Source organism: Pseudomonas sp. SWI7, assembly GCF_006351945.1.
Taxonomy (GTDB): Bacteria; Pseudomonadota; Gammaproteobacteria; order Pseudomonadales; family Pseudomonadaceae; genus Aquipseudomonas; species Aquipseudomonas fulva.
Genome location: NZ_CP040930.1, coordinates 3,187,008 through 3,204,728 on the forward strand (window position 1 = coordinate 3,187,008; position 17,721 = coordinate 3,204,728).

Consider the following 17,721-nt stretch of genomic DNA (forward strand, 5'->3'; position numbering starts at 1 on the left):
GCTTAGGCGGCCGGCTTCATCGGGATCGCCAGCGGCGTGTTCGTTCGACGCCCGAGCCGGTGAGGCCTTCAGGAACTTGTAATCCAGTTCCCAATCGTCCGTGGGAGTCTTCCTAGAAGCTGAATCAAGCGCCTATAAAGCGGATGCCGCCTGCTAGGTTGCGAGTTCGTTCTTGACCAGCAGGCAAGCCATGAGCATGCGAATCAGCATCCTGGGTCGTCCTAACCTACCGATGCTTACCGCCAACGCCGCCCCGCATGCCCCTGCACAGCCACCTGCCCCTGCGAAATCGCCAACTCCAGACTCATCTCGAACCGACTGCCCACGCCAGGCGCCGATTGATGCGATAGCCGTGCCCCCAGTAATTCGCTCATCTGCCTGCAGATGGCAAGGCCAATGCCCAACCCGCCATAGCGCCGGGTCATGGAGCCATCCACCTGAAAGAACCGCTGATAAAGAATCGACTGGTCGAGGTCTTCGAAACCGATACCCGTGTCGCTCACGGTAAACGTCAAGGCCAGTTGATTAGGGCCCCTGTGCTGCCCCCGGACCTGGATCATCACACCGCCCTGGTGGGTGAATTTCAGGCCGTTGTCCACCAGGCACCCCAGGCAGCGGGCCAGCTTCGGCCCATCCCCCACCAGCCGGTCGGGCAGGTCCGCCGGCATGTCCACACTCAAGTACAGGCCCTTGCCCAGCGCCTGGCCGGCATACGTAGCGCGCAAGCCTTGCAGCAATGTCCGAAGGTCGAAGGGCGCTGGCTGCGCTCGCAGCCGCCCTGCTTGCAATTCGGACAAGGTCAGGATGTCGTCGACCATGTGCATCATGCCCTGAGCCGAGCCCACCGCAGTCTGGTGGAAGCGGGCCATTTCCGCGTCCATCGGCAGGGTATGCATCAGCTCCAGGGACCCGATCACGCCATTCATCGGGGTGCGCAGTTCATGGGTGACGCAGGCCAGAAACTCGTCCTTGAGCCGGTTGCTGTTGGCCAGTTGCTGGTTGAGCACTTCCAGTTGCTGCCCCGTCTCACGCAGGGTGCGGGCCTGCTCGTCGCGCAGCGTCTTGATGCGGTCTGCCAAGGCCAGCGATAGCAACGCCACCTCCAGCGCAGCGCCCAATTGGCTGGCATACATGGTCAGGAACATGTTCGGCAGGTAGCCCAGCACCATCAGCGTGTTGACCAGCCCCCCGACCAGAAACGCGGTCCAGGCGATGATGAACCAGCGCGCCACGCGCAGGCCGCGCCGCCAGGCGTCGAGCCCTGCGCAGAAAACGCCCAGGCTGAACACGAGCGCCAAGGCGGTGGCAAGGCGCATGGCGAGGCCATAGGGCACGCTCACAGACAGCACCATCACCACGGCACCGCCCAGCATCAGCGCCTGCAGCAACCGGTCAAAGCCACGGCTGTTATGGCGAAGCTGCAGAAAATGCCGGGCGAACTGAGAGCCGAACAGCGCAGCTGCGCCGACGAACAACGGTGTGCAGGCATTGGCCCACCAGGGGCTGTCAGGCCACAGGTAAGCGATGCCGGCGCCGTTGACCGAGACCTGGTAAAGGCCGAAGGAGGCAATATAGAGGATGTAGTACAGGTAGCTGACGTCCCGCACGCTCAGGTACAGGAACAGGTTGTACACCAGCATCACCAACAGTACCCCGTAGATCATCCCCAGCACGTACAGGCGCGTGGCCTGGGCTTCCAGGTAAGCCTGGGGCGACCAGAGGGCCAGCGGCGCCTGCACCGAGCCCTGGCTGTGCAGTCGCACAAAGACGGTGGTGACCTGCCCAAGTGGCAATTGCAGGTTGAACAGGTAGTTGTCCTGACGGATCTCCCGGCTTGAATAAGGCAACGCATCACCCGTGCGCTGGGCCAAGCGAAAGCGCCCGTCCGGGCCTGTCAGGTAAAGTTCGAGGTGATCAAGGGGTGGGTAGGCCAGCTCCAGCAACCAGTGCAGGGGCATGCCCGGCGCCGGGTCAGGGTGAAGTTCGAGCTTGAGCCAGAACACCGACGTGGAAAACCCGGCATTGAGGACGTCTTCAGGGTGGGGGCGAAAACGCTGTGCGAAGTCGGGCGCACTGACATCCGTGATGCTGGCGCTGCCGTCCGGGTCTTCATAAACCTGCATGACCTTGCCCAGAGGCAGGTGACGGGTGGCCGCGGTGATGTCCACCGCTTCGGCGAATGTGGGCAGCAAACCCATGAGCACAATCAGCAAATAGCGCATACAGCCCCAGCAAGGCCTGTCCGGTCGCGTCGCGGTTGCCCCCTTTCCGTTTGAGACGACGAAATCCTGCAGAACCTGTTTATCGATTTATCTGCGCACTCTAGCACAGCCTCAAGCTGCGTCGAGCGGCGGCACAAAACCCACAGGACCGCTCTGGAACGGGCCTTAGCGGCATTCAGGTGCGCATACCGTTCTTCGGAAAACGCACCGACCTGCACGCGCAAGGTCCGCACAAACAGGTTTGGTGGTAAGCTCGCCGACCATGAATACCTACGCCTCCCGCCCCGTTGTCCTCTGTCTCTCCGGCCACGACCCCAGTGGCGGCGCCGGCTTGCAGGCAGATATCGAAGCCCTGCTTGCACAAGGCTGTCATGCCGCGCCCGCGGTGACCGCCCTGACCGTGCAGGATACCGTCAATGTTTCCGACTTCCGCGTGCTCGACCGTGAGTGGGTGCTGGCCCAGGCCAATGCCGTGCTCACCGACTCCACGGTGGCCGCGGTCAAGCTGGGCATGCTCGGCTCGATCGACATGGTCGATACCGTGGCCGAGCTGCTGGCTGCACACCCGCACCTGCCGTTGGTGTGCGACCCGGTGCTGCGTGCAGGCGGCGGCGGCCGGCTGGGCAAGGACGAAGTAGGCTACGCCCTGCGTGAACGCCTGTTGCCGCTGGCGACCATCACCACGCCGAACCTGCCCGAAGCCCGCATTCTCGCCGAGCTGCCCGACGGCAGCGCCGACGAGTGCGCTGCCAGGCTGCTGGAGTTCTGCGAGCACGTGCTGATCACGGGCGGACACGGCGACGAGGTGGAAATCCACAACCGTCTGTACAGCCGCGACGGTCACCGCAGCACCTCGACCTGCCAACGCCTGCCGGGCAGCTACCACGGATCGGGCTGCACCCTGGCCAGCGCCCTGGCGGGTCGACTGGCCCTGGGCGAGCACCTGGAAAGCGCCGTGCGCACGGCCCTGGACTACACCTGGCGCACCCTGCGCGATGCGGAGCAGTTGGGACGAGGCCAGTTCGTGCCTCGGCGCCTGCCCCTGGATTTCTGCTCCTGACTCGAGGTGCTCATGACGCTACGCGGCCTGTATGCCATCACCGACAGCCAATTACTGGCCGGCCGATTCCTGTCTCATGTGGAGGCAGCGCTCGAAGGGGGCGTATGCCTTCTGCAGTACCGTGACAAAAGCGACGACGCCGCGCGGCGCTTGAGAGAAGCCCAGGCGCTCCAGCAATTGTGCGAGCGCTACGGCACCCAGCTGATCATCAACGACGATGCCGAACTGGCCAGGCACCTGGGCGTGGGCGTCCACCTGGGGCAAACCGACGGGCCGCTGACCCCTGCACGCGCCCTGCTGGGCAGCGCGGCGATCATTGGCTCGACCTGCCATGCCAGCCTGGACCTGGCCGCCCAGGCAGCCCGCGAAGGCGCCAGTTACGTCGCCTTCGGCCGCTTTTTCACCTCCAGCACCAAACCCGGCGCCCCGGCTGCCGACGTCCGTCTTCTGGCGCAGGCGCGCGCCCAGGTGAACCTGCCGATCGCCGCCATCGGCGGGGTCACCCTCGACAATGCCGCTGCACTGGTGCACCACGGTGCCGACCTGCTGGCGGTGATCCACGGCTTGTTCGGTGCCGACAGCGCGCAGGAAGTCACCCGCCGCGCCCGCGCCTTCAACGCCTTGTTCGCATCCTGATTCGAGAGAATTTTCCATGTCCCGTTCCGAAGCACTTTTCGCCCAAGCCCAGAAGCACATCCCCGGTGGTGTCAACTCGCCCGTGCGCGCGTTCAAGAGCGTGGGCGGCACGCCTTTGTTCTTCAAGCATGCCGAGGGGGCCTACGTCGTCGACGAAGATGACAAGCGCTACGTCGACTACGTGGGCTCCTGGGGCCCGATGATCCTGGGCCATGGCCACCCTGACGTGCTGGACTCGGTACGTCGCCAGCTGGAACACGGGCTGTCCTATGGCGCCCCGACCGCCATGGAAACCGAAATGGCAGACCTGGTGTGCTCGCTGGTGCCTTCCATGGAAATGGTGCGCATGGTCAGCTCGGGTACCGAGGCGACCATGAGCGCCATCCGCCTGGCCCGTGGCTACACCGGCCGTGACGCGATCATCAAGTTCGAGGGCTGCTACCACGGCCACTCCGACAGCCTGTTGGTCAAGGCCGGCTCCGGCCTGCTGACCCAAGGCGTGCCCAGCTCGGCCGGCGTGCCGGCCGACTTCGCCAAGCACACCCTGACCCTGCCCTTCAACGACATCGCCGCCGTCGAGAAGACGCTGGCTGAGGTGGGCCAGACCGTGGCCTGCATCATCGTCGAGCCGGTTGCCGGCAACATGAACTGCGTACCGCCGGCGCCGGGCTTCCTCGAAGGCCTGCGCGAGCAGTGCGACAAGCATGGCGTGGTGTTGATCTTCGATGAGGTGATGACCGGTTTCCGGGTTTCGCTGGGCGGCGCGCAGGCGCACTACGGCATCACCCCCGACTTGTCCACCTTCGGCAAGATCGTCGGCGGCGGCATGCCGGTCGGCTGCTTTGGCGGCAAGCGCGAAATCATGGGCTGCATCGCCCCGCTGGGTCCGGTCTACCAGGCGGGTACGCTGTCGGGCAACCCGCTGGCCATGGCCGCCGGCCTGACCACGCTCAAGCTGATCAGTCGTCCAGGCTTCCACGCCGAGCTGACAGACTACACCAGCCGCATGCTCGACGGCCTGCAACAGCGCGCCGACGCTGCCGGCGTGCCGTTCGTGACCACGCAGGCTGGCGGTATGTTCGGCCTGTACTTCAGCGGGGCCGACGACATCGTCACCTTCGATGACGTAATGGCCAGTGACGCCAGTCGCTTCAAGCAGTTCTTCCACCTGATGCTCGACGGTGGCGTGTACCTGGCGCCGAGCGCGTTCGAAGCTGGCTTCACCTCGATCGCTCATGGCGACAACGAGCTGCAGATCACCCTGGATGCCGCTGAAAAGGCCTTCGCAGCCCTGAAGTAACCCGGCGCTTACCCACCGTGATCGCCGGTAGAACCCGCTATCACGGTGGTTGTACCGGCCATCGCCAGGGGCGTACGCCGTGTGAACGGGCGCACGTTCGATGAGGCCATACGGGTAACGAAGGACTCTTGCCATCAGCCTGTTTCGCCACGCCGACATAAATTCGAGTAAAACTTTGTAAGGTTGGCGCTGCTTATCCCATAATGTGCCACCAGAGACATTGGCCGCAGCTTTGCAGAGGTAAGTCGATCCCCATGAACCGCACCGGCCGCGCCCTCACCCTGGGCTGCCTGTTGCTTCTCCAGCCCCTGCTGGCCCTGGCGGAGGGCGGTAACTCGTTGCTCATCCCGACGACGGGTCGCTGCACCTTGAACGTGCAGCCGCAGGACCTGGCAAGCGCACTCAAGAGCTGTGAACAGGTGGCCGATGCCGGCGATGCCCAGGCACAGTTCGAGCTGGGCGAGTACTTCTATGCGCAAGCGCCAAAGAACCTCAACAAGGCACTGGACTGGTACCAGAAAGCGTCCCTGCAAGGCCACGCCGAGGCCCAGTACCGCCTAGGGTCGATGTTTTTCCGCGGCGAAGGGGTCAAGGCCAACAACGTGCAGGCCTACATTCTCTTGAAGATGGCGGCAGTCAACGGCGCTGAAGATGCTCTGGACATGGCAGATGAAGTGACAGAGCAGATGCCCAGGGACGACCTGGAGCATGCGACGCAGGTGCTCGGCCAGATCTTCCGCAAGTACCTGCTGGAGCTGCAGAACGCCGAGGGACGCTCGCCGTTCTCCCCGCTGCCCTAGGCTCTGTGTGAAAAGTCTTGAGACGAAGGTCAGACAAGGCGAAAACGGCCGAGGAAGCGGTGTTTACGGGTTGTAAATGAGCATTCCGACCGGGCTGGCGCTCCAGGCTGTTTTCAATCACCGAGTATCAAGGCTTTTCACGCAGAGCCTGGGCTTTGCTGGGCATAACGCCGTTGAACCCATCAGGACTTTCGCCACTGCCATTCAAGGGTTATTCTTGAGTTCACACTCATTGCCGTCGGGCGGCTATAAACGACCTTGAACGCACCCATCGAACCCCATCGTTTCATCCTCGAACCTTTCGAGGCCCACCGTTTCGCCAACTTGTGTGGCCAATTCGACGAGCACCTGCGCTTGATCGAACAGCGCCTGGCCATCGAGATCCGCAACCGCGGCAATCAGTTCGAACTGATCGGCGAATCCAAGACCACCCATGCTGCCGAGCAACTGCTGCGCCGTCTCTACCGTGAGACCCAGGCCACCGAGCTGTCGCCGGAAACCGTGCACCTGTACCTTCAGGAATCGGCCGTCGAGCACATCGGCAACCCGGCGGTAAACGAGGTCAGCGTCTCGCTGCGCACGCGCAAGGGCAATATCCGACCACGGGGCGCCAACCAGCAGCGCTACGTCAAGGAGATCCTGGCCAACGACATCAACTTCGGCATCGGCCCGGCCGGTACCGGCAAGACATACCTGGCCGTGGCCTGTGCCGTCGACGCGCTGGAACGTGAACAGGTTCGCCGTATCCTGCTGGTGCGCCCGGCCGTTGAAGCTGGCGAGAAGCTCGGGTTCCTGCCGGGCGACCTTGCTCAGAAGATCGACCCTTATCTGCGCCCGCTTTACGACGCCCTTTATGAAATGCTGGGTTTCGAGCACGTGGCCAAACTGATCGAACGCCAGGTCATCGAAATTGCGCCGCTTGCCTACATGCGCGGTCGCACCCTGAACAACAGCTTCATCATTCTCGACGAAAGCCAGAACACCACGCTCGAGCAGATGAAGATGTTCCTCACCCGCATCGGCTTTGGCTCCACGGCGGTGATCACCGGCGACATCACCCAGGTCGACCTGCCCCGGGGCACCAAGTCGGGTCTGGCGCATGTGATCGAGGTGCTACGGGACGTGCCGGGTATCAGTTTCACCCACTTCCAGCCCAAGGACGTGGTACGTCACCCCTTGGTGCAGCGTATCGTCGAGGCCTATGACCGCTTCGAAGCCCGCCAAGCCACCCCCGAGGCACCCGGCAAAAATGCTTGAACTGGACATACAACGGGCGACCCAGGCGCTCGCCCCGATTGATGCCGACTTTCGCCGCTGGTGCGAGCTGGCCTTGCAGCAACGCAAGGCCGACTCGGAGATGACCATTCGTCTTGTCGACGAAGCGGAAGCACGCGAGCTCAATCACACGTATCGGCACAAGGACTACGCGACCAACGTGTTGTCCTTCCCGGCCGACGTGCCAGATGAGCTGCTCGATATTCCCTTGCTGGGCGACCTGGTGATCTGCGTCGCGGTGGTTGAACGCGAGGCGGCCGAGCAAGGCAAGTCGCTGGAGGCGCACTGGGCACATCTGGTCATTCATGGCTGCCTGCATCTGCTTGGCTACGACCACATCGAGGATGAGGAAGCCGAGGAAATGGAAAGCCTGGAACGAGAATTGCTGGCGCAACTGGGTCACCCGGACCCATACGCCGATGACGAAACCGAATCAACCCCACACTGATAGACCAAGGATCACGAGAACCGCCATGAGCGAAGATCGATCGAGCAACGGGCAGAAGTCCTGGCTGGGTAAACTAACCCAGGCTTTTGCCCATGAGCCGAAAAACCGCCAGGAGCTCCTGGAGCTGCTGCGCGAAGCACATCAGAACAAGCTGCTCGACAGCGAGGCGCTGACCATCGTCGAAGGGGCCATCCAGGTGGCGGACCTTCAGGTGCGTGACATCATGGTGCCACGCTCGCAGATGAACAGCATCAAGGCCGGCCAGTCACCACGCGAGTTCCTGCCGGCGGTGATCGACGCAGCGCACTCGCGCTACCCGGTAATCGGCGAAAGCCATGACGATGTGCTCGGTGTCCTGCTCGCCAAGGACCTGCTGCCGTTGATTCTCAAGGAGAACGGCGACAACTTCGACATCAAGACGCTGCTGCGCCCGGCCACGTTCGTGCCCGAGTCCAAGCGCCTGAACGTGCTGCTGCGCGAGTTTCGCGCCAACCACAACCACATGGCCATCGTCATCGATGAATACGGCGGCGTGGCTGGCCTGGTGACCATCGAGGATGTGCTCGAACAGATCGTCGGCGATATCGAAGACGAACATGACGTCGAAGAGGACAGCTATATCAAGCCGCTGCCTAACGGCGACTTCCTGGTCAAGGCACTGACGCCGATCGAGCACTTCAACGAGTCCTTCGACAGCGCGTTCTCCGACGATGAGTTCGACACCGTCGGCGGTTTGGTGATGAGTGCGTTCGGCCATTTGCCCAAGCGCAACGAAACCACCGAAATCGGTGCGTACAAGTTCCGCGTGCTCAACGCCGACAGCCGCCGGATACACCTGCTGCGCCTGACCCCGATCAACCGTTAAGGAACGACATGCGCTGGATCACCCGCCCCGGCTGGCCCGGTAACCTGCTGGCCTTGGCGGCCGGCGCTTCTACCCTCCTGGCCCTGGCGCCATTCGATCTGTGGCCACTGGCGCTGCTGTCCATCGCCATGCTCTACCTGGGCCTGCGCGAGCTTGGCCCGCGCCAGGCCCTGTGGCGTGGCTGGTGGTTCGGCTTTGGCCTTTACGGCGCCGGCACCTGGTGGATCTACGTCAGCATGACCAACTACGGCGGCGCCTCGCCGCTGTTGGCCATTGCGCTGCTGGTCGCGTTCTTTGCGGCCCTGGCCTGGTTCTTCGCGCTGCCCACCTGGTTGTGGGCGCGCTGGTTGCGGCGCAGCGAGGCGCCCCTGGCCGATGCGCTGGGCTTTGCTGCCCTGTGGGTGGCGCAAGAGGCGTTCCGCGGCTGGTTCCTCACCGGCTTCCCTTGGTTGTACGCAGGCTACAGCCAACTGGACGGCCCGCTGGCCGGCCTGGCGCCTCTGGGTGGGGTGTGGCTGGTGTCGTTTGCGTTGGCCCTGACGGCTGCGCTGCTGTGCAACCTCAACCGTTTGCGTGCCCGCCCGGGCTTTCTTGCCATCGCCTGCGTGCTGCTGCTCACCCCCTGGGCAGTGGGGTTGGCGCTCAAAGGGCATGCCTGGACCACCCCCGCAGGCGAGCCGCTCAAGGTCGCTGCCATTCAGGGCAACGTCGAACAGGACGTGAAGTGGGACCCGGCGCATATCGACGCCCAGCTGGCCCTGTACCGCGACCTGAGTTTCAGTTCAAAGCCTGCCGACTTGCTGATCTGGCCGGAAACCGCAGTACCTGTGCTCAAGGACCAGGCCCAAGGCTACATCGACGTCATGGGCCGCTTCGCCGCAGAGCGGCATTCAGCCCTGATCACTGGCGTGCCGGTTCGCGAGGTGGTGCACCGTCAGCGTCGTTACTTCAACGGCATCACCGTCACGGGCGAAGGGGACGGCACCTACCTCAAGCAGAAGCTGGTGCCCTTTGGCGAATATGTCCCGCTGCAAGACATGCTGCGAGGGCTGATCGAGTTCTTCAACCTGCCCATGTCGGATTTCGCCCGGGGCCCTGAGGACCAACCGCTGCTCCAGGCCAAGGGTTATCAGATCGCGCCTTACATCTGCTACGAGGTGGTCTACCCCGAGTTTGCCGCCGGCCTGGCAGCACGCAGCGACTTGCTGCTGACCATCAGCAACGATACCTGGTTCGGCACTTCCATAGGCCCGCTGCAGCACTTGCAGATGGCTCAGATGCGTGCGCTTGAAGCCGGCCGCTGGATGATCCGCGCCACCAACAATGGCGTGACGGCCTTGATCGACCCGTTCGGGCGCATCACGACCCAGGTACCTCAGTTCCAGCAGGCGGTGATGTACGGCGAGGTCGTGCCGATGCAGCAGCTGACGCCTTATCTGCAATGGCGTTCGTGGCCGCTTGCGATCCTGTGTGGGTTGCTGCTGGCCTGGGCGTTGATGGCCGGGCGTGTGGCCAGGGCCGTGTGATGCGGCCTTGCAGTTGACGTTGCAAGGGGCTGCTTCGCAGCCCCCCTTCAGTAGAACAACCGATACCCCACCAGCCCTGCCACCTCGTTGAGCAACTGCCCGCTCTGCCACATCGCCCGGCTTTCCGGCAGCCAACCTCCGAATGGCCGCGCGGGATCACGGCCGAGGAAACCGACCGGCGCGGGTACCACCTCGAAACCTGCCTGCTCGAAGCTCCAGCGCGAGCGCTGCATGTGCCAGGCCTGGGTCACTACCACGACGCGGCGTATCCCCAACGGCTGAAGCACGCTCGCCGAGTACTGGGCATTTTCCCAAGTGGTGCGGCTGGCCTGCTCCAACCACGTCACCTCAACGTCGAAGTCCTCATGCAGGCTGTCAGCCATCAGCTGCGCCTCGCTGGGCGGTGTGCCGTAGTGCAGCCCGCCGCTGGTCAGCACCGGTAGCCCGGACGCCTTGGCCAGGCGAGCGGCAAGGCGCAGCCGTTCCAGGGCCGTGGGCGTCGGCTGGTCGACACCCGCCCAGGCAGGGTCGCCCCGTTCACGCCCTGCGCCCAGCACGACGATGGCATCGGCCCGACGCTTGAGGCCAGCCCAGTCCTGCCCGGCTAACGCAGGCTCGGTTTCCAGCGCTTCTGCCAGGTACTGCACGGCCACGGGCAAGCTGGTCATCCACAGCCCGCCCAGCCCTGCCACAAAGCACACAGCGGCCAGCCGGGGGCGACGCCTGCGCAACCACCAGGCTGCAAGCAGCAGCAGAAACAGCACACCGGGGGGTAACAACCATTGCTTGATGAAATAGCGGATGGGCATGCACACCTCCTTCGAAGGTGTGCAGACTAAAAGCATCGGCGCCGGCCAACAACATGGCCGGCGTCGATCAAGGTCGGATAAATGTGCAAACCCTGGACATGCGCCGCGCAACCCCTAGCGGCGGGAGGCCTTGCGTGTGCGTGGCGTGCGCACGGTGCGCTTGATGTCCTTGAGCCAGATGATCCTGGCCGACGTAGGCTCAGCCTGCGGCCTAGGGCATGCCGCCTCGTTAGCGCGCTTCTGGAAAGTATCCAGATACGCCTTGATCACATCGAACTCAGCGCGGCTCAAGCCACGCAATTCCAACTCGGTCAGCGCCTCGTCCCGAAGCCGCATGGACGTTCTGGCCGTATCCAGGGCAAGGCCCAGCCTATCGATCAGGCGCTCATAGAGTTCTGGTTTTACTGCGGGTAGCTGCGACTCTCCCATTCGTTCACCTCATTGAAGATAACGATTATCTCCCCCACCCCAGAGCTTAGCGTCGTTGCGAAAAGCAGCCCGGCGCTGCGACCAGCGGCCATTCGCAACGAACGTTTCCCACGATGCGCGGCGCTGCTGTATGCTACGGCGTTCACTCCCGATGACACCGGAGTGCCGGACGCAGCGAGGTTCGCTGCCTGGAAAGGTCTCCTCTCTCTCAGCCAAAAGTAGCCATGCACGAACAATACACGCCCCGTGATATCGAAGCCGCCGCCCAGACGTTCTGGGACGAGCAACAATCGTTCGCTGTTACCGAACAGCCAGGCAAGGACACGTACTACTGCCTGTCGATGTTCCCGTACCCGAGCGGCAAGCTACACATGGGCCACGTGCGCAACTACACCATCGGCGACGTGATTGCCCGCTATCAGCGCATGCTGGGCAAGAACGTCCTGCAGCCGATGGGCTGGGATGCCTTCGGCATGCCCGCCGAAAACGCGGCGATGAAGAACAACGTCGCCCCGGCCAAGTGGACCTACGAAAACATCGACTACATGAAGACCCAGCTCAAGAGCCTGGGCCTTGCCATCGACTGGGCCCGCGAGGTCACCACCTGCAAGCCCGACTACTACCGTTGGGAGCAGTGGCTGTTCACCCGCCTGTTCGAGAAGGGCATCATCTATCGCAAGAACGGCACCGTTAACTGGGACCCGGCTGACCAGACCGTGCTGGCCAACGAACAGGTCATCGACGGGCGCGGCTGGCGCTCCGGCGCGCTGATTGAAAAGCGCGAAATCCCGATGTACTACTTCCGCATAACCGACTATGCCGATGAGCTGCTGGAAAGCCTCGACGAGCTGCCGGGCTGGCCTGAACAGGTCAAGACCATGCAGCGCAACTGGATCGGCAAGTCCCGCGGCATGGAAGTGCAGTTCCCGTACGATCAGGCCAGCATTGGCCACACCGGCACGCTGAAAGTCTTCACCACTCGCCCGGACACGTTGATGGGCGCCACCTACGTGGCGGTCGCCGCCGAGCACCCGCTGGCCACCCAGGCGGCCCAGGGCAACCCGGCGCTGCAGGCCTTCATCGACGAGTGCAAGGGCGGCAGCGTGGCCGAAGCGGACATGGCCACCCAGGAAAAGAAAGGCATGGCCACGTCCTTGGTGGTCGAGCACCCGCTCACCGGTGAGAAACTGCCGGTCTGGGTCGCCAACTACGTGCTGATGCACTACGGCGACGGTGCCGTCATGGCCGTGCCAGCCCACGACGAACGCGATTTCGAGTTCGCCCGCAAGTACGACCTGCCGATCAAGGCCGTGGTGCGTACCAGTGCAGGTGACGAAGTGGGCGCAGAGTGGCAGGCCGCCTATGGCGAGCATGGCCAGCTGATCAACTCCGGCGAGTTCGACGGCCTGGATTTCGCCGGCGCCTTCGACGCCATCGAAGCGGCGCTGGTGCGTAAAGACCTGGGCAAGTCCCGCACCCAGTTCCGCCTGCGCGACTGGGGCATCAGCCGTCAGCGTTACTGGGGCTGCCCGATTCCGATCATCCACTGCCCGTCCTGCGGCGATGTGCCGGTGCCGGAAGACCAATTGCCGGTTACCCTGCCTGAAAACGTGGTGCCGGACGGTGCAGGCTCGCCGCTGGCACGCATGCCCGAATTCTACGAATGCAGCTGCCCCAAGTGCGGCACTGCGGCCAAACGCGAAACCGACACGATGGACACCTTCGTCGAGTCCTCGTGGTACTTCGCGCGCTATGCCTCGCCCAACTACGAAGGCGGCATGGTAGACCCCAAAGCGGCCAACCACTGGCTGCCGGTCGACCAGTACATCGGCGGCATCGAACACGCCATCCTGCACCTGCTGTATGCGCGTTTCTTCCACAAGCTGATGCGTGACGAAGGCCTGGTCACTTCGAACGAACCGTTCAAGAACCTGCTGACCCAGGGCATGGTCGTGGCCGAAACCTACTACCGGGTCGCCAGCAACGGCGGCAAGGACTGGTTCAACCCCGCCGATGTCGAAGTCGAGCGCGACGCCAAGGCCAAGATCGTCGGCGCACGCCTGAAGACCGATGGCCTGCCGGTTGAAATCGGCGGCACCGAGAAGATGTCCAAGTCCAAGAACAACGGCGTCGATCCCCAGTCGATGATCGAGCAGTACGGCGCCGATACCTGCCGCCTGTTCATGATGTTCGCCTCGCCGCCCGACATGAGCCTGGAGTGGTCCGACTCCGGCGTAGAGGGCGCCAGCCGCTTCCTGCGCCGCGTCTGGCGCCTGGCCCAGGCCCACGTCGCCCAAGGCCTGCCTGGCAAGCTGGAGGTTGCGACCCTGGATGACGCGCAGAAAGTGATCCGCCGCGCCATCCACGCCGCCATCAAGCAAGCCAGCACCGATGTAGGCCAGTACCACAAGTTCAACACCGCCATCGCCCAGGTGATGACCGTGATGAACGTGCTGGAAAAAGCGCCGCAGGCCACTGCGCAAGACCGTGCCCTGCTGCACGAAGGCCTCGAAGCCGTCACCCTGCTGCTGGCTCCGATCACGCCGCACATCTCCCACGAGCTGTGGAAGCAACTGGGCCATGACCAGGCCGTCATCGATGCCGCCTGGCCTGCAGTGGATGAAGCCGCGCTGGTTCAGGACACCGTGACCCTGGTGGTGCAAGTCAATGGCAAGCTGCGTGGCCAGATCGAGATGCCGGCCGCAGCCAGCCGTGAAGAAGTCGAAGCCGCCGCGCGCAGCAACGAGAATGTCCTGCGCTTCATCGATGGCCTGGCCATCCGCAAGGTCATCGTGGTGCCGGGCAAACTGGTCAATATCGTCGCCAACTGATGGCAACGCCCGTTCGCAGGCTCTGCGCACGGGCGGAACAGGCTCACGAGGGAGCAACAACATGATCAAACGCAATCTGCTGGTAGTCGGCCTGGCGGTCATGCTCAGTGCCTGCGGGTTCCAGCTGCGCGGCACGGGCACCAGCGAACTGAGCGTCAAGGAGATGGACGTCAGCGCACGCAATGCCTACGGCCCGACCGTGGTTCAACTGCGCGAAGTGCTCGAGCGCAGCGGCGTGAACGTTCACGCAGGCGCACCGTACCGCCTGGTGCTGACCAACGAACAGGAGCGCCAGCGCGCCGTTACCTACAACAGCGGCAACCGCACGGCAGAATTCGAGCTGACCACCGAGCTGGACTATAGCATTCAGGGCCTGAACAACCTGGAGCTGACCAGCGACAAGGTCGAAGTGCGCAAGATCTATGTGCGCGACGCCTCGAACATCACCGGTTCCGAGCAGGATGCCAAGCGCGCCCGTGACGAGATGCGCCGCGACCTGGTCAATGCCATGATCGTGCGCCTGCAGAACCTCACCCCTGCCCAGCTCGATGAGCTGCAGCGCAAGGCCGATGAGCGTGCCAAGGCCGAAGCGGATGCGCTTGAAGCTGCGCGTCGCCAGCAGGCCGAGACACCTCAGCAGTCGCCACTGGAAGTGCCGGGCAACTGAGCCCGTGCAGGGCGCCGCCAGGCGCCCTGCCCCCCAATGCCATGAAACTCGCCCCCGCTCAACTCACCAAACACCTGCAAGGCTCGCTCGCGCCCGTCTACGTGGTCAGCGGCGATGATCCGTTGCTGTGCCAGGAAGCGGCCGACGCGATCCGCAGCGCCGCCCGCCAGCAAGGCTTCGACGAGCGCCAGGTGTTCAGTGCCGATGCCAACTTCGATTGGGGCACCCTGCTGCAAGCGGGTGCGAGCCTGTCGCTCTTCGCCCAGCGACGCCTGCTGGAACTGCGCCTGCCCTCGGGCAAGCCGGGCGACAAGGGTGCTGCTGCATTGCTGGAATACTGCGCCCGCCCTGCCGAAGACACGCTGCTGCTGATCAGCTTGCCAAAGCTCGATGCCAGCGCGCAGAAGACCAAATGGGGCAAGGCACTGGTCGAGGGTGATCACTGCCAGTTCATCCAGATATGGCCCGTGGACGCGCATCAGCTGCCTCAGTGGATCAATCAGCGGCTGCAACAGGCAGGCCTGAGCGCCCAGCGTGATGCCGTGGACCTGATTGCTGCGCGCGTGGAGGGCAACTTGCTCGCTGCCGCGCAGGAAATCGAAAAGCTCAAGCTGCTGGCCGAGGGCAATGTCATCACCCTGGAAACCGTCCAGGCTGCGGTGGCGGACAGCGCGCGCTTTGACGTCTTCGGGCTGGTCGACGCCATTCTCAAGGGTGAAGCCGCCCATGCCTTGCGCATGCTCGAAGGCCTGCGCGGCGAAGGGGTGGAGCCGCCGGTGATTCTGTGGGCCCTGGCCCGTGAACTGCGGCAACTGGCGGGCCTGGCCCAACTGTTCAGTCAAGGCGTTCCCCTGGACAAAGCCTTCAGCCAGGCACGCCCGCCGATCTGGGACAAACGCCGCCCCCTGGTCAGCAAGGCCCTGCAGCGGTTACCTGCGCAACGCTGGCCACAGCTGCTGCAGGACGCTCAGCGTATCGACGCCCAGATCAAGGGCCAGGCACAGGGTTCACCCTGGACGGGCCTGGCGCGCCTGGCGCTGCTGATGGCCGGCCAGCGCCTGGCACTGCCTGCCCAATAGCCGGTGCCCTGCCTGTAGCGCACGCGCTTGTTGGCCACCGCCGGCACGCCACCTCATGAAACGGCCAGATCACGCTCACCCTATAAACAATCAATTGGCCTGACCCCGGCCAACCCTGCACAATGCAGCCTGCAATGTCCGAACACAGGAACCGCCTTCATGAGCAAAAAGCCGAACAAGCAAGGCCACAACAAGGCCAAGTCCATCGTCGCCCAGCCCCTGTTCCGTTGCCGTCAGGAACGACCGGAGAAAGGCAAGGGCAGCTACCGCCGCGAAGCCTTCCAATCGAGAGATTGGGAGGCTTCTTACTTTTTGGCGGCATGAAGGCATCCGTAGCGCAGGCATGATATGGTCATCACCTGACCTGCAGACCTGGACCTGTGCATGCTCTACCGTCTTTTTCCTCGCTGGGAAACCCGCCAGCTCGTTGCGGCCTCCAGCTTCATCCTGCTCGTTGCCTGTGCGGAAAAACCCACGGCAGCCGATGCATTGCCCCTCGCCCAGGCGCAGCCGGCCCCCGTCGTAAATGCACCTGGCAAGGCGCCAGACAGCAACCCAGATATCCAGCCGTCCCAAACCTTCGCCCAGTGGCAAGCAGGTTTCCGCCAGCAGGCCCTGCAAGCGGGCATTGCCCCCGACGTCTTCGACAAGGCGTTTCTCGACGTTACCCCCGACATGGACGTGATCAAGGCTGACCGAAGCCAGCCAGAATTCACCCGGCCAGTCTGGGAATACCTGGAAGGTGCCTTGTCGCCCCTGCGCGTACGCAACGGCAAAAGGCTGCTGGAGCAGAACGCCGAGCTGCTGACCCGTCTGGAACAGCGCTATGGCGTCGATCGCCAGATCCTGGTCGCGGTATGGGGCATGGAAAGCAACTTCGGCCAGTTCCAGGGCAGCAAGTCAGTGATCCGCTCCCTGGCCACCCTGGCCTATGAAGGGCGACGTCCACAGTTTGCGCATGACCAGCTGATTGCCGCCCTGCAGATCATCCAGCACGGCGATATCCAAGCCGACGCGATGCGCGGCTCCTGGGCCGGCGCCATGGGCCAGACCCAATTCATCCCGACCACCTACAACACCCATGCCGTGGATTTCGACGGCGATGGCCGCCGCGATATCTGGAACAGCACGCCCGATGCCTTGGCCTCCACCGCACATTACCTGCAAAGCTCAGGCTGGAAGCGTGGCCAACCCTGGGGGTTCGAGGTGCAGGTACCGGCAGGCTTCGATTATTGGCAAGCTGACGGGACCTCGCGCAAGCCTATCGCCGAATGGTTGGCCATGGGCCTGACACTGCCTGCCGGTACGCAGTTGCCAGCCGGTAGCAATGAGCTGCCAGCCGCCCTGTTACTGCCCGCTGGTGCGCGAGGCCCAGCATTTCTGGTTCTCGACAACTTCCGCGCCATTCTCAAGTACAACAACTCATCGGCCTACGCGCTGGCCGTCAGCCTCCTGAGCGATCGCTTCACCGGCTGGGGCTTCATCGCTGGCAGCTGGCCCAAGGACGACACGCCCCTGAGCCGCAGCGAGCGCATGGAGTTGCAGAACTTGCTCAATGCCAAGGGTTTTGATGCGGGTAACGCCGACGGGATCATTGGCGCCAACACCCGCAAGGCCATCCGTAACGCCCAGCAGGGCCTGGGCTGGCCAGCCGATGGTTATCCGACGCACAAGCTCCTGGAGAGCCTACGGTAGCCGTAGGCTTACGCTTACTGGCGATGGTGCGGGTCAGCTACCCCAGCAACGGTAATCGTCTGCCTGGGGTGGCCTTGGC

General features: G+C 63.6%; 16 protein-coding genes. 13 read left to right on the plus strand and 3 right to left on the minus strand.

Annotated features, from left to right (window positions below; translation table 11 throughout):
• Positions 1-236 precede the first annotated feature (236 nt).
• Positions 237-2,222 carry a hybrid sensor histidine kinase/response regulator gene (locus tag FH041_RS14635; protein WP_140174793.1) on the minus strand — a complete coding sequence of 662 codons (1,986 nt, stop codon included), beginning with the start codon at positions 2,220-2,222 and terminating at the stop codon, positions 237-239.
• A gap of 262 nt (positions 2,223-2,484) precedes the next feature.
• On the opposite strand from FH041_RS14635, the gene FH041_RS14640 reads away from it, so the two are divergent.
• The 8 genes from FH041_RS14640 to lnt all read left to right on the plus strand — a co-directional run bounded on the left by FH041_RS14640 (position 2,485) and on the right by lnt (position 10,132).
• Positions 2,485-3,282, plus strand: a complete 798-nt coding sequence (locus FH041_RS14640; RefSeq protein WP_027915241.1) for a hydroxymethylpyrimidine/phosphomethylpyrimidine kinase — start codon at positions 2,485-2,487, stop codon at positions 3,280-3,282.
• 12 nt (positions 3,283-3,294) lie between these two features.
• A complete protein-coding gene (gene thiE / locus FH041_RS14645) occupies positions 3,295-3,918 on the plus strand; it encodes a thiamine phosphate synthase (RefSeq protein ID WP_027915242.1) in 624 nt (207 codons plus the stop codon).
• Between the two features lie 16 nt (positions 3,919-3,934).
• Positions 3,935-5,218: a glutamate-1-semialdehyde 2,1-aminomutase gene (gene hemL / locus FH041_RS14650; protein WP_027915243.1), complete on the plus strand. Its 1,284-nt coding sequence runs from the start codon at positions 3,935-3,937 to the stop codon at positions 5,216-5,218.
• A gap of 254 nt (positions 5,219-5,472) precedes the next feature.
• Positions 5,473-6,018, plus strand: coding sequence for a tetratricopeptide repeat protein (locus FH041_RS14655; RefSeq protein ID WP_027915244.1), 546 nt, complete (start codon positions 5,473-5,475; stop codon positions 6,016-6,018).
• Positions 6,019-6,276: 258 nt separating this feature from the next.
• Complete coding sequence (locus tag FH041_RS14660; protein ID WP_140174795.1) at positions 6,277-7,275, plus strand: PhoH family protein; 999 nt, start codon at positions 6,277-6,279, stop codon at positions 7,273-7,275.
• Positions 7,268-7,741, plus strand: a complete 474-nt coding sequence (gene ybeY / locus FH041_RS14665) for an rRNA maturation RNase YbeY (protein WP_027915246.1) — start codon at positions 7,268-7,270, stop codon at positions 7,739-7,741. The genes FH041_RS14660 and ybeY overlap by 8 nt, the downstream gene beginning before the upstream one ends.
• Before the next feature lie 25 nt (positions 7,742-7,766).
• Positions 7,767-8,606, plus strand: coding sequence for an HlyC/CorC family transporter (locus tag FH041_RS14670; RefSeq protein ID WP_023534628.1), 840 nt, complete (start codon positions 7,767-7,769; stop codon positions 8,604-8,606).
• Between the two features lie 8 nt (positions 8,607-8,614).
• Complete coding sequence (lnt, locus tag FH041_RS14675) at positions 8,615-10,132, plus strand: apolipoprotein N-acyltransferase (RefSeq protein WP_027915247.1); 1,518 nt, start codon at positions 8,615-8,617, stop codon at positions 10,130-10,132.
• A gap of 47 nt (positions 10,133-10,179) precedes the next feature.
• Here the strand turns inward: lnt and FH041_RS14680 are convergent, their stop codons facing one another.
• Both FH041_RS14680 and FH041_RS14685 read right to left on the minus strand, forming a co-directional pair.
• Positions 10,180-10,941 (minus strand): YdcF family protein, encoded by a 762-nt coding sequence (locus FH041_RS14680; RefSeq protein WP_088523397.1) that lies wholly within the window; start codon positions 10,939-10,941, stop codon positions 10,180-10,182.
• 114 nt (positions 10,942-11,055) lie between these two features.
• Positions 11,056-11,370, minus strand: a complete 315-nt coding sequence (locus FH041_RS14685) for a hypothetical protein (RefSeq protein ID WP_027915249.1) — start codon at positions 11,368-11,370, stop codon at positions 11,056-11,058.
• Positions 11,371-11,594: 224 nt separating this feature from the next.
• Here FH041_RS14685 and leuS point away from each other — a divergent pair, with 224 nt between their 5' ends.
• The 5 genes from leuS (at position 11,595) to FH041_RS14710 (ending at position 17,642) form a co-directional block, all read left to right on the plus strand.
• Positions 11,595-14,201 carry a leucine--tRNA ligase gene (leuS, locus tag FH041_RS14690; protein WP_104925748.1) on the plus strand — a complete coding sequence of 869 codons (2,607 nt, stop codon included), beginning with the start codon at positions 11,595-11,597 and terminating at the stop codon, positions 14,199-14,201.
• A gap of 61 nt (positions 14,202-14,262) precedes the next feature.
• Positions 14,263-14,868, plus strand: a complete 606-nt coding sequence (gene lptE / locus FH041_RS14695) for an LPS assembly lipoprotein LptE (RefSeq protein ID WP_027915251.1) — start codon at positions 14,263-14,265, stop codon at positions 14,866-14,868.
• Between the two features lie 41 nt (positions 14,869-14,909).
• The gene (gene holA / locus FH041_RS14700; RefSeq protein ID WP_023534580.1) at positions 14,910-15,947 is read left to right on the plus strand and encodes a DNA polymerase III subunit delta; all 1,038 of its coding nucleotides are present in this window, start codon (positions 14,910-14,912) and stop codon (positions 15,945-15,947) included.
• A gap of 159 nt (positions 15,948-16,106) precedes the next feature.
• Entirely contained in the window at positions 16,107-16,271 is a 165-nt protein-coding gene (gene arfA, locus FH041_RS14705; protein ID WP_027915252.1) for an alternative ribosome rescue factor ArfA, read from the plus strand.
• A 60-nt stretch (positions 16,272-16,331) separates the two neighbouring features.
• Positions 16,332-17,642, plus strand: a complete 1,311-nt coding sequence (locus tag FH041_RS14710) for a lytic murein transglycosylase (protein ID WP_027915253.1) — start codon at positions 16,332-16,334, stop codon at positions 17,640-17,642.
• The last annotated feature ends 79 nt before the right edge of the window (positions 17,643-17,721 follow it).

Coding starts and splice junctions, on each gene's coding strand:
- FH041_RS14635 (WP_140174793.1), bottom strand. CDS start 2,222: ATGCGCTATTTGCTGATTGTGCTCATGGGTTTGCTGCCCACATTCGCC.
- FH041_RS14640 (WP_027915241.1), top strand. CDS start 2,485: ATGAATACCTACGCCTCCCGCCCCGTTGTCCTCTGTCTCTCCGGCCAC.
- thiE (WP_027915242.1), top strand. CDS start 3,295: ATGACGCTACGCGGCCTGTATGCCATCACCGACAGCCAATTACTGGCC.
- hemL (WP_027915243.1), top strand. CDS start 3,935: ATGTCCCGTTCCGAAGCACTTTTCGCCCAAGCCCAGAAGCACATCCCC.
- FH041_RS14655 (WP_027915244.1), top strand. CDS start 5,473: ATGAACCGCACCGGCCGCGCCCTCACCCTGGGCTGCCTGTTGCTTCTC.
- ybeY (WP_027915246.1), top strand. CDS start 7,268: ATGCTTGAACTGGACATACAACGGGCGACCCAGGCGCTCGCCCCGATT.
- FH041_RS14670 (WP_023534628.1), top strand. CDS start 7,767: ATGAGCGAAGATCGATCGAGCAACGGGCAGAAGTCCTGGCTGGGTAAA.
- lnt (WP_027915247.1), top strand. CDS start 8,615: ATGCGCTGGATCACCCGCCCCGGCTGGCCCGGTAACCTGCTGGCCTTG.
- FH041_RS14680 (WP_088523397.1), bottom strand. CDS start 10,941: ATGCCCATCCGCTATTTCATCAAGCAATGGTTGTTACCCCCCGGTGTG.
- FH041_RS14685 (WP_027915249.1), bottom strand. CDS start 11,370: ATGGGAGAGTCGCAGCTACCCGCAGTAAAACCAGAACTCTATGAGCGC.
- leuS (WP_104925748.1), top strand. CDS start 11,595: ATGCACGAACAATACACGCCCCGTGATATCGAAGCCGCCGCCCAGACG.
- lptE (WP_027915251.1), top strand. CDS start 14,263: ATGATCAAACGCAATCTGCTGGTAGTCGGCCTGGCGGTCATGCTCAGT.
- holA (WP_023534580.1), top strand. CDS start 14,910: ATGAAACTCGCCCCCGCTCAACTCACCAAACACCTGCAAGGCTCGCTC.
- arfA (WP_027915252.1), top strand. CDS start 16,107: ATGAGCAAAAAGCCGAACAAGCAAGGCCACAACAAGGCCAAGTCCATC.
- FH041_RS14710 (WP_027915253.1), top strand. CDS start 16,332: ATGCTCTACCGTCTTTTTCCTCGCTGGGAAACCCGCCAGCTCGTTGCG.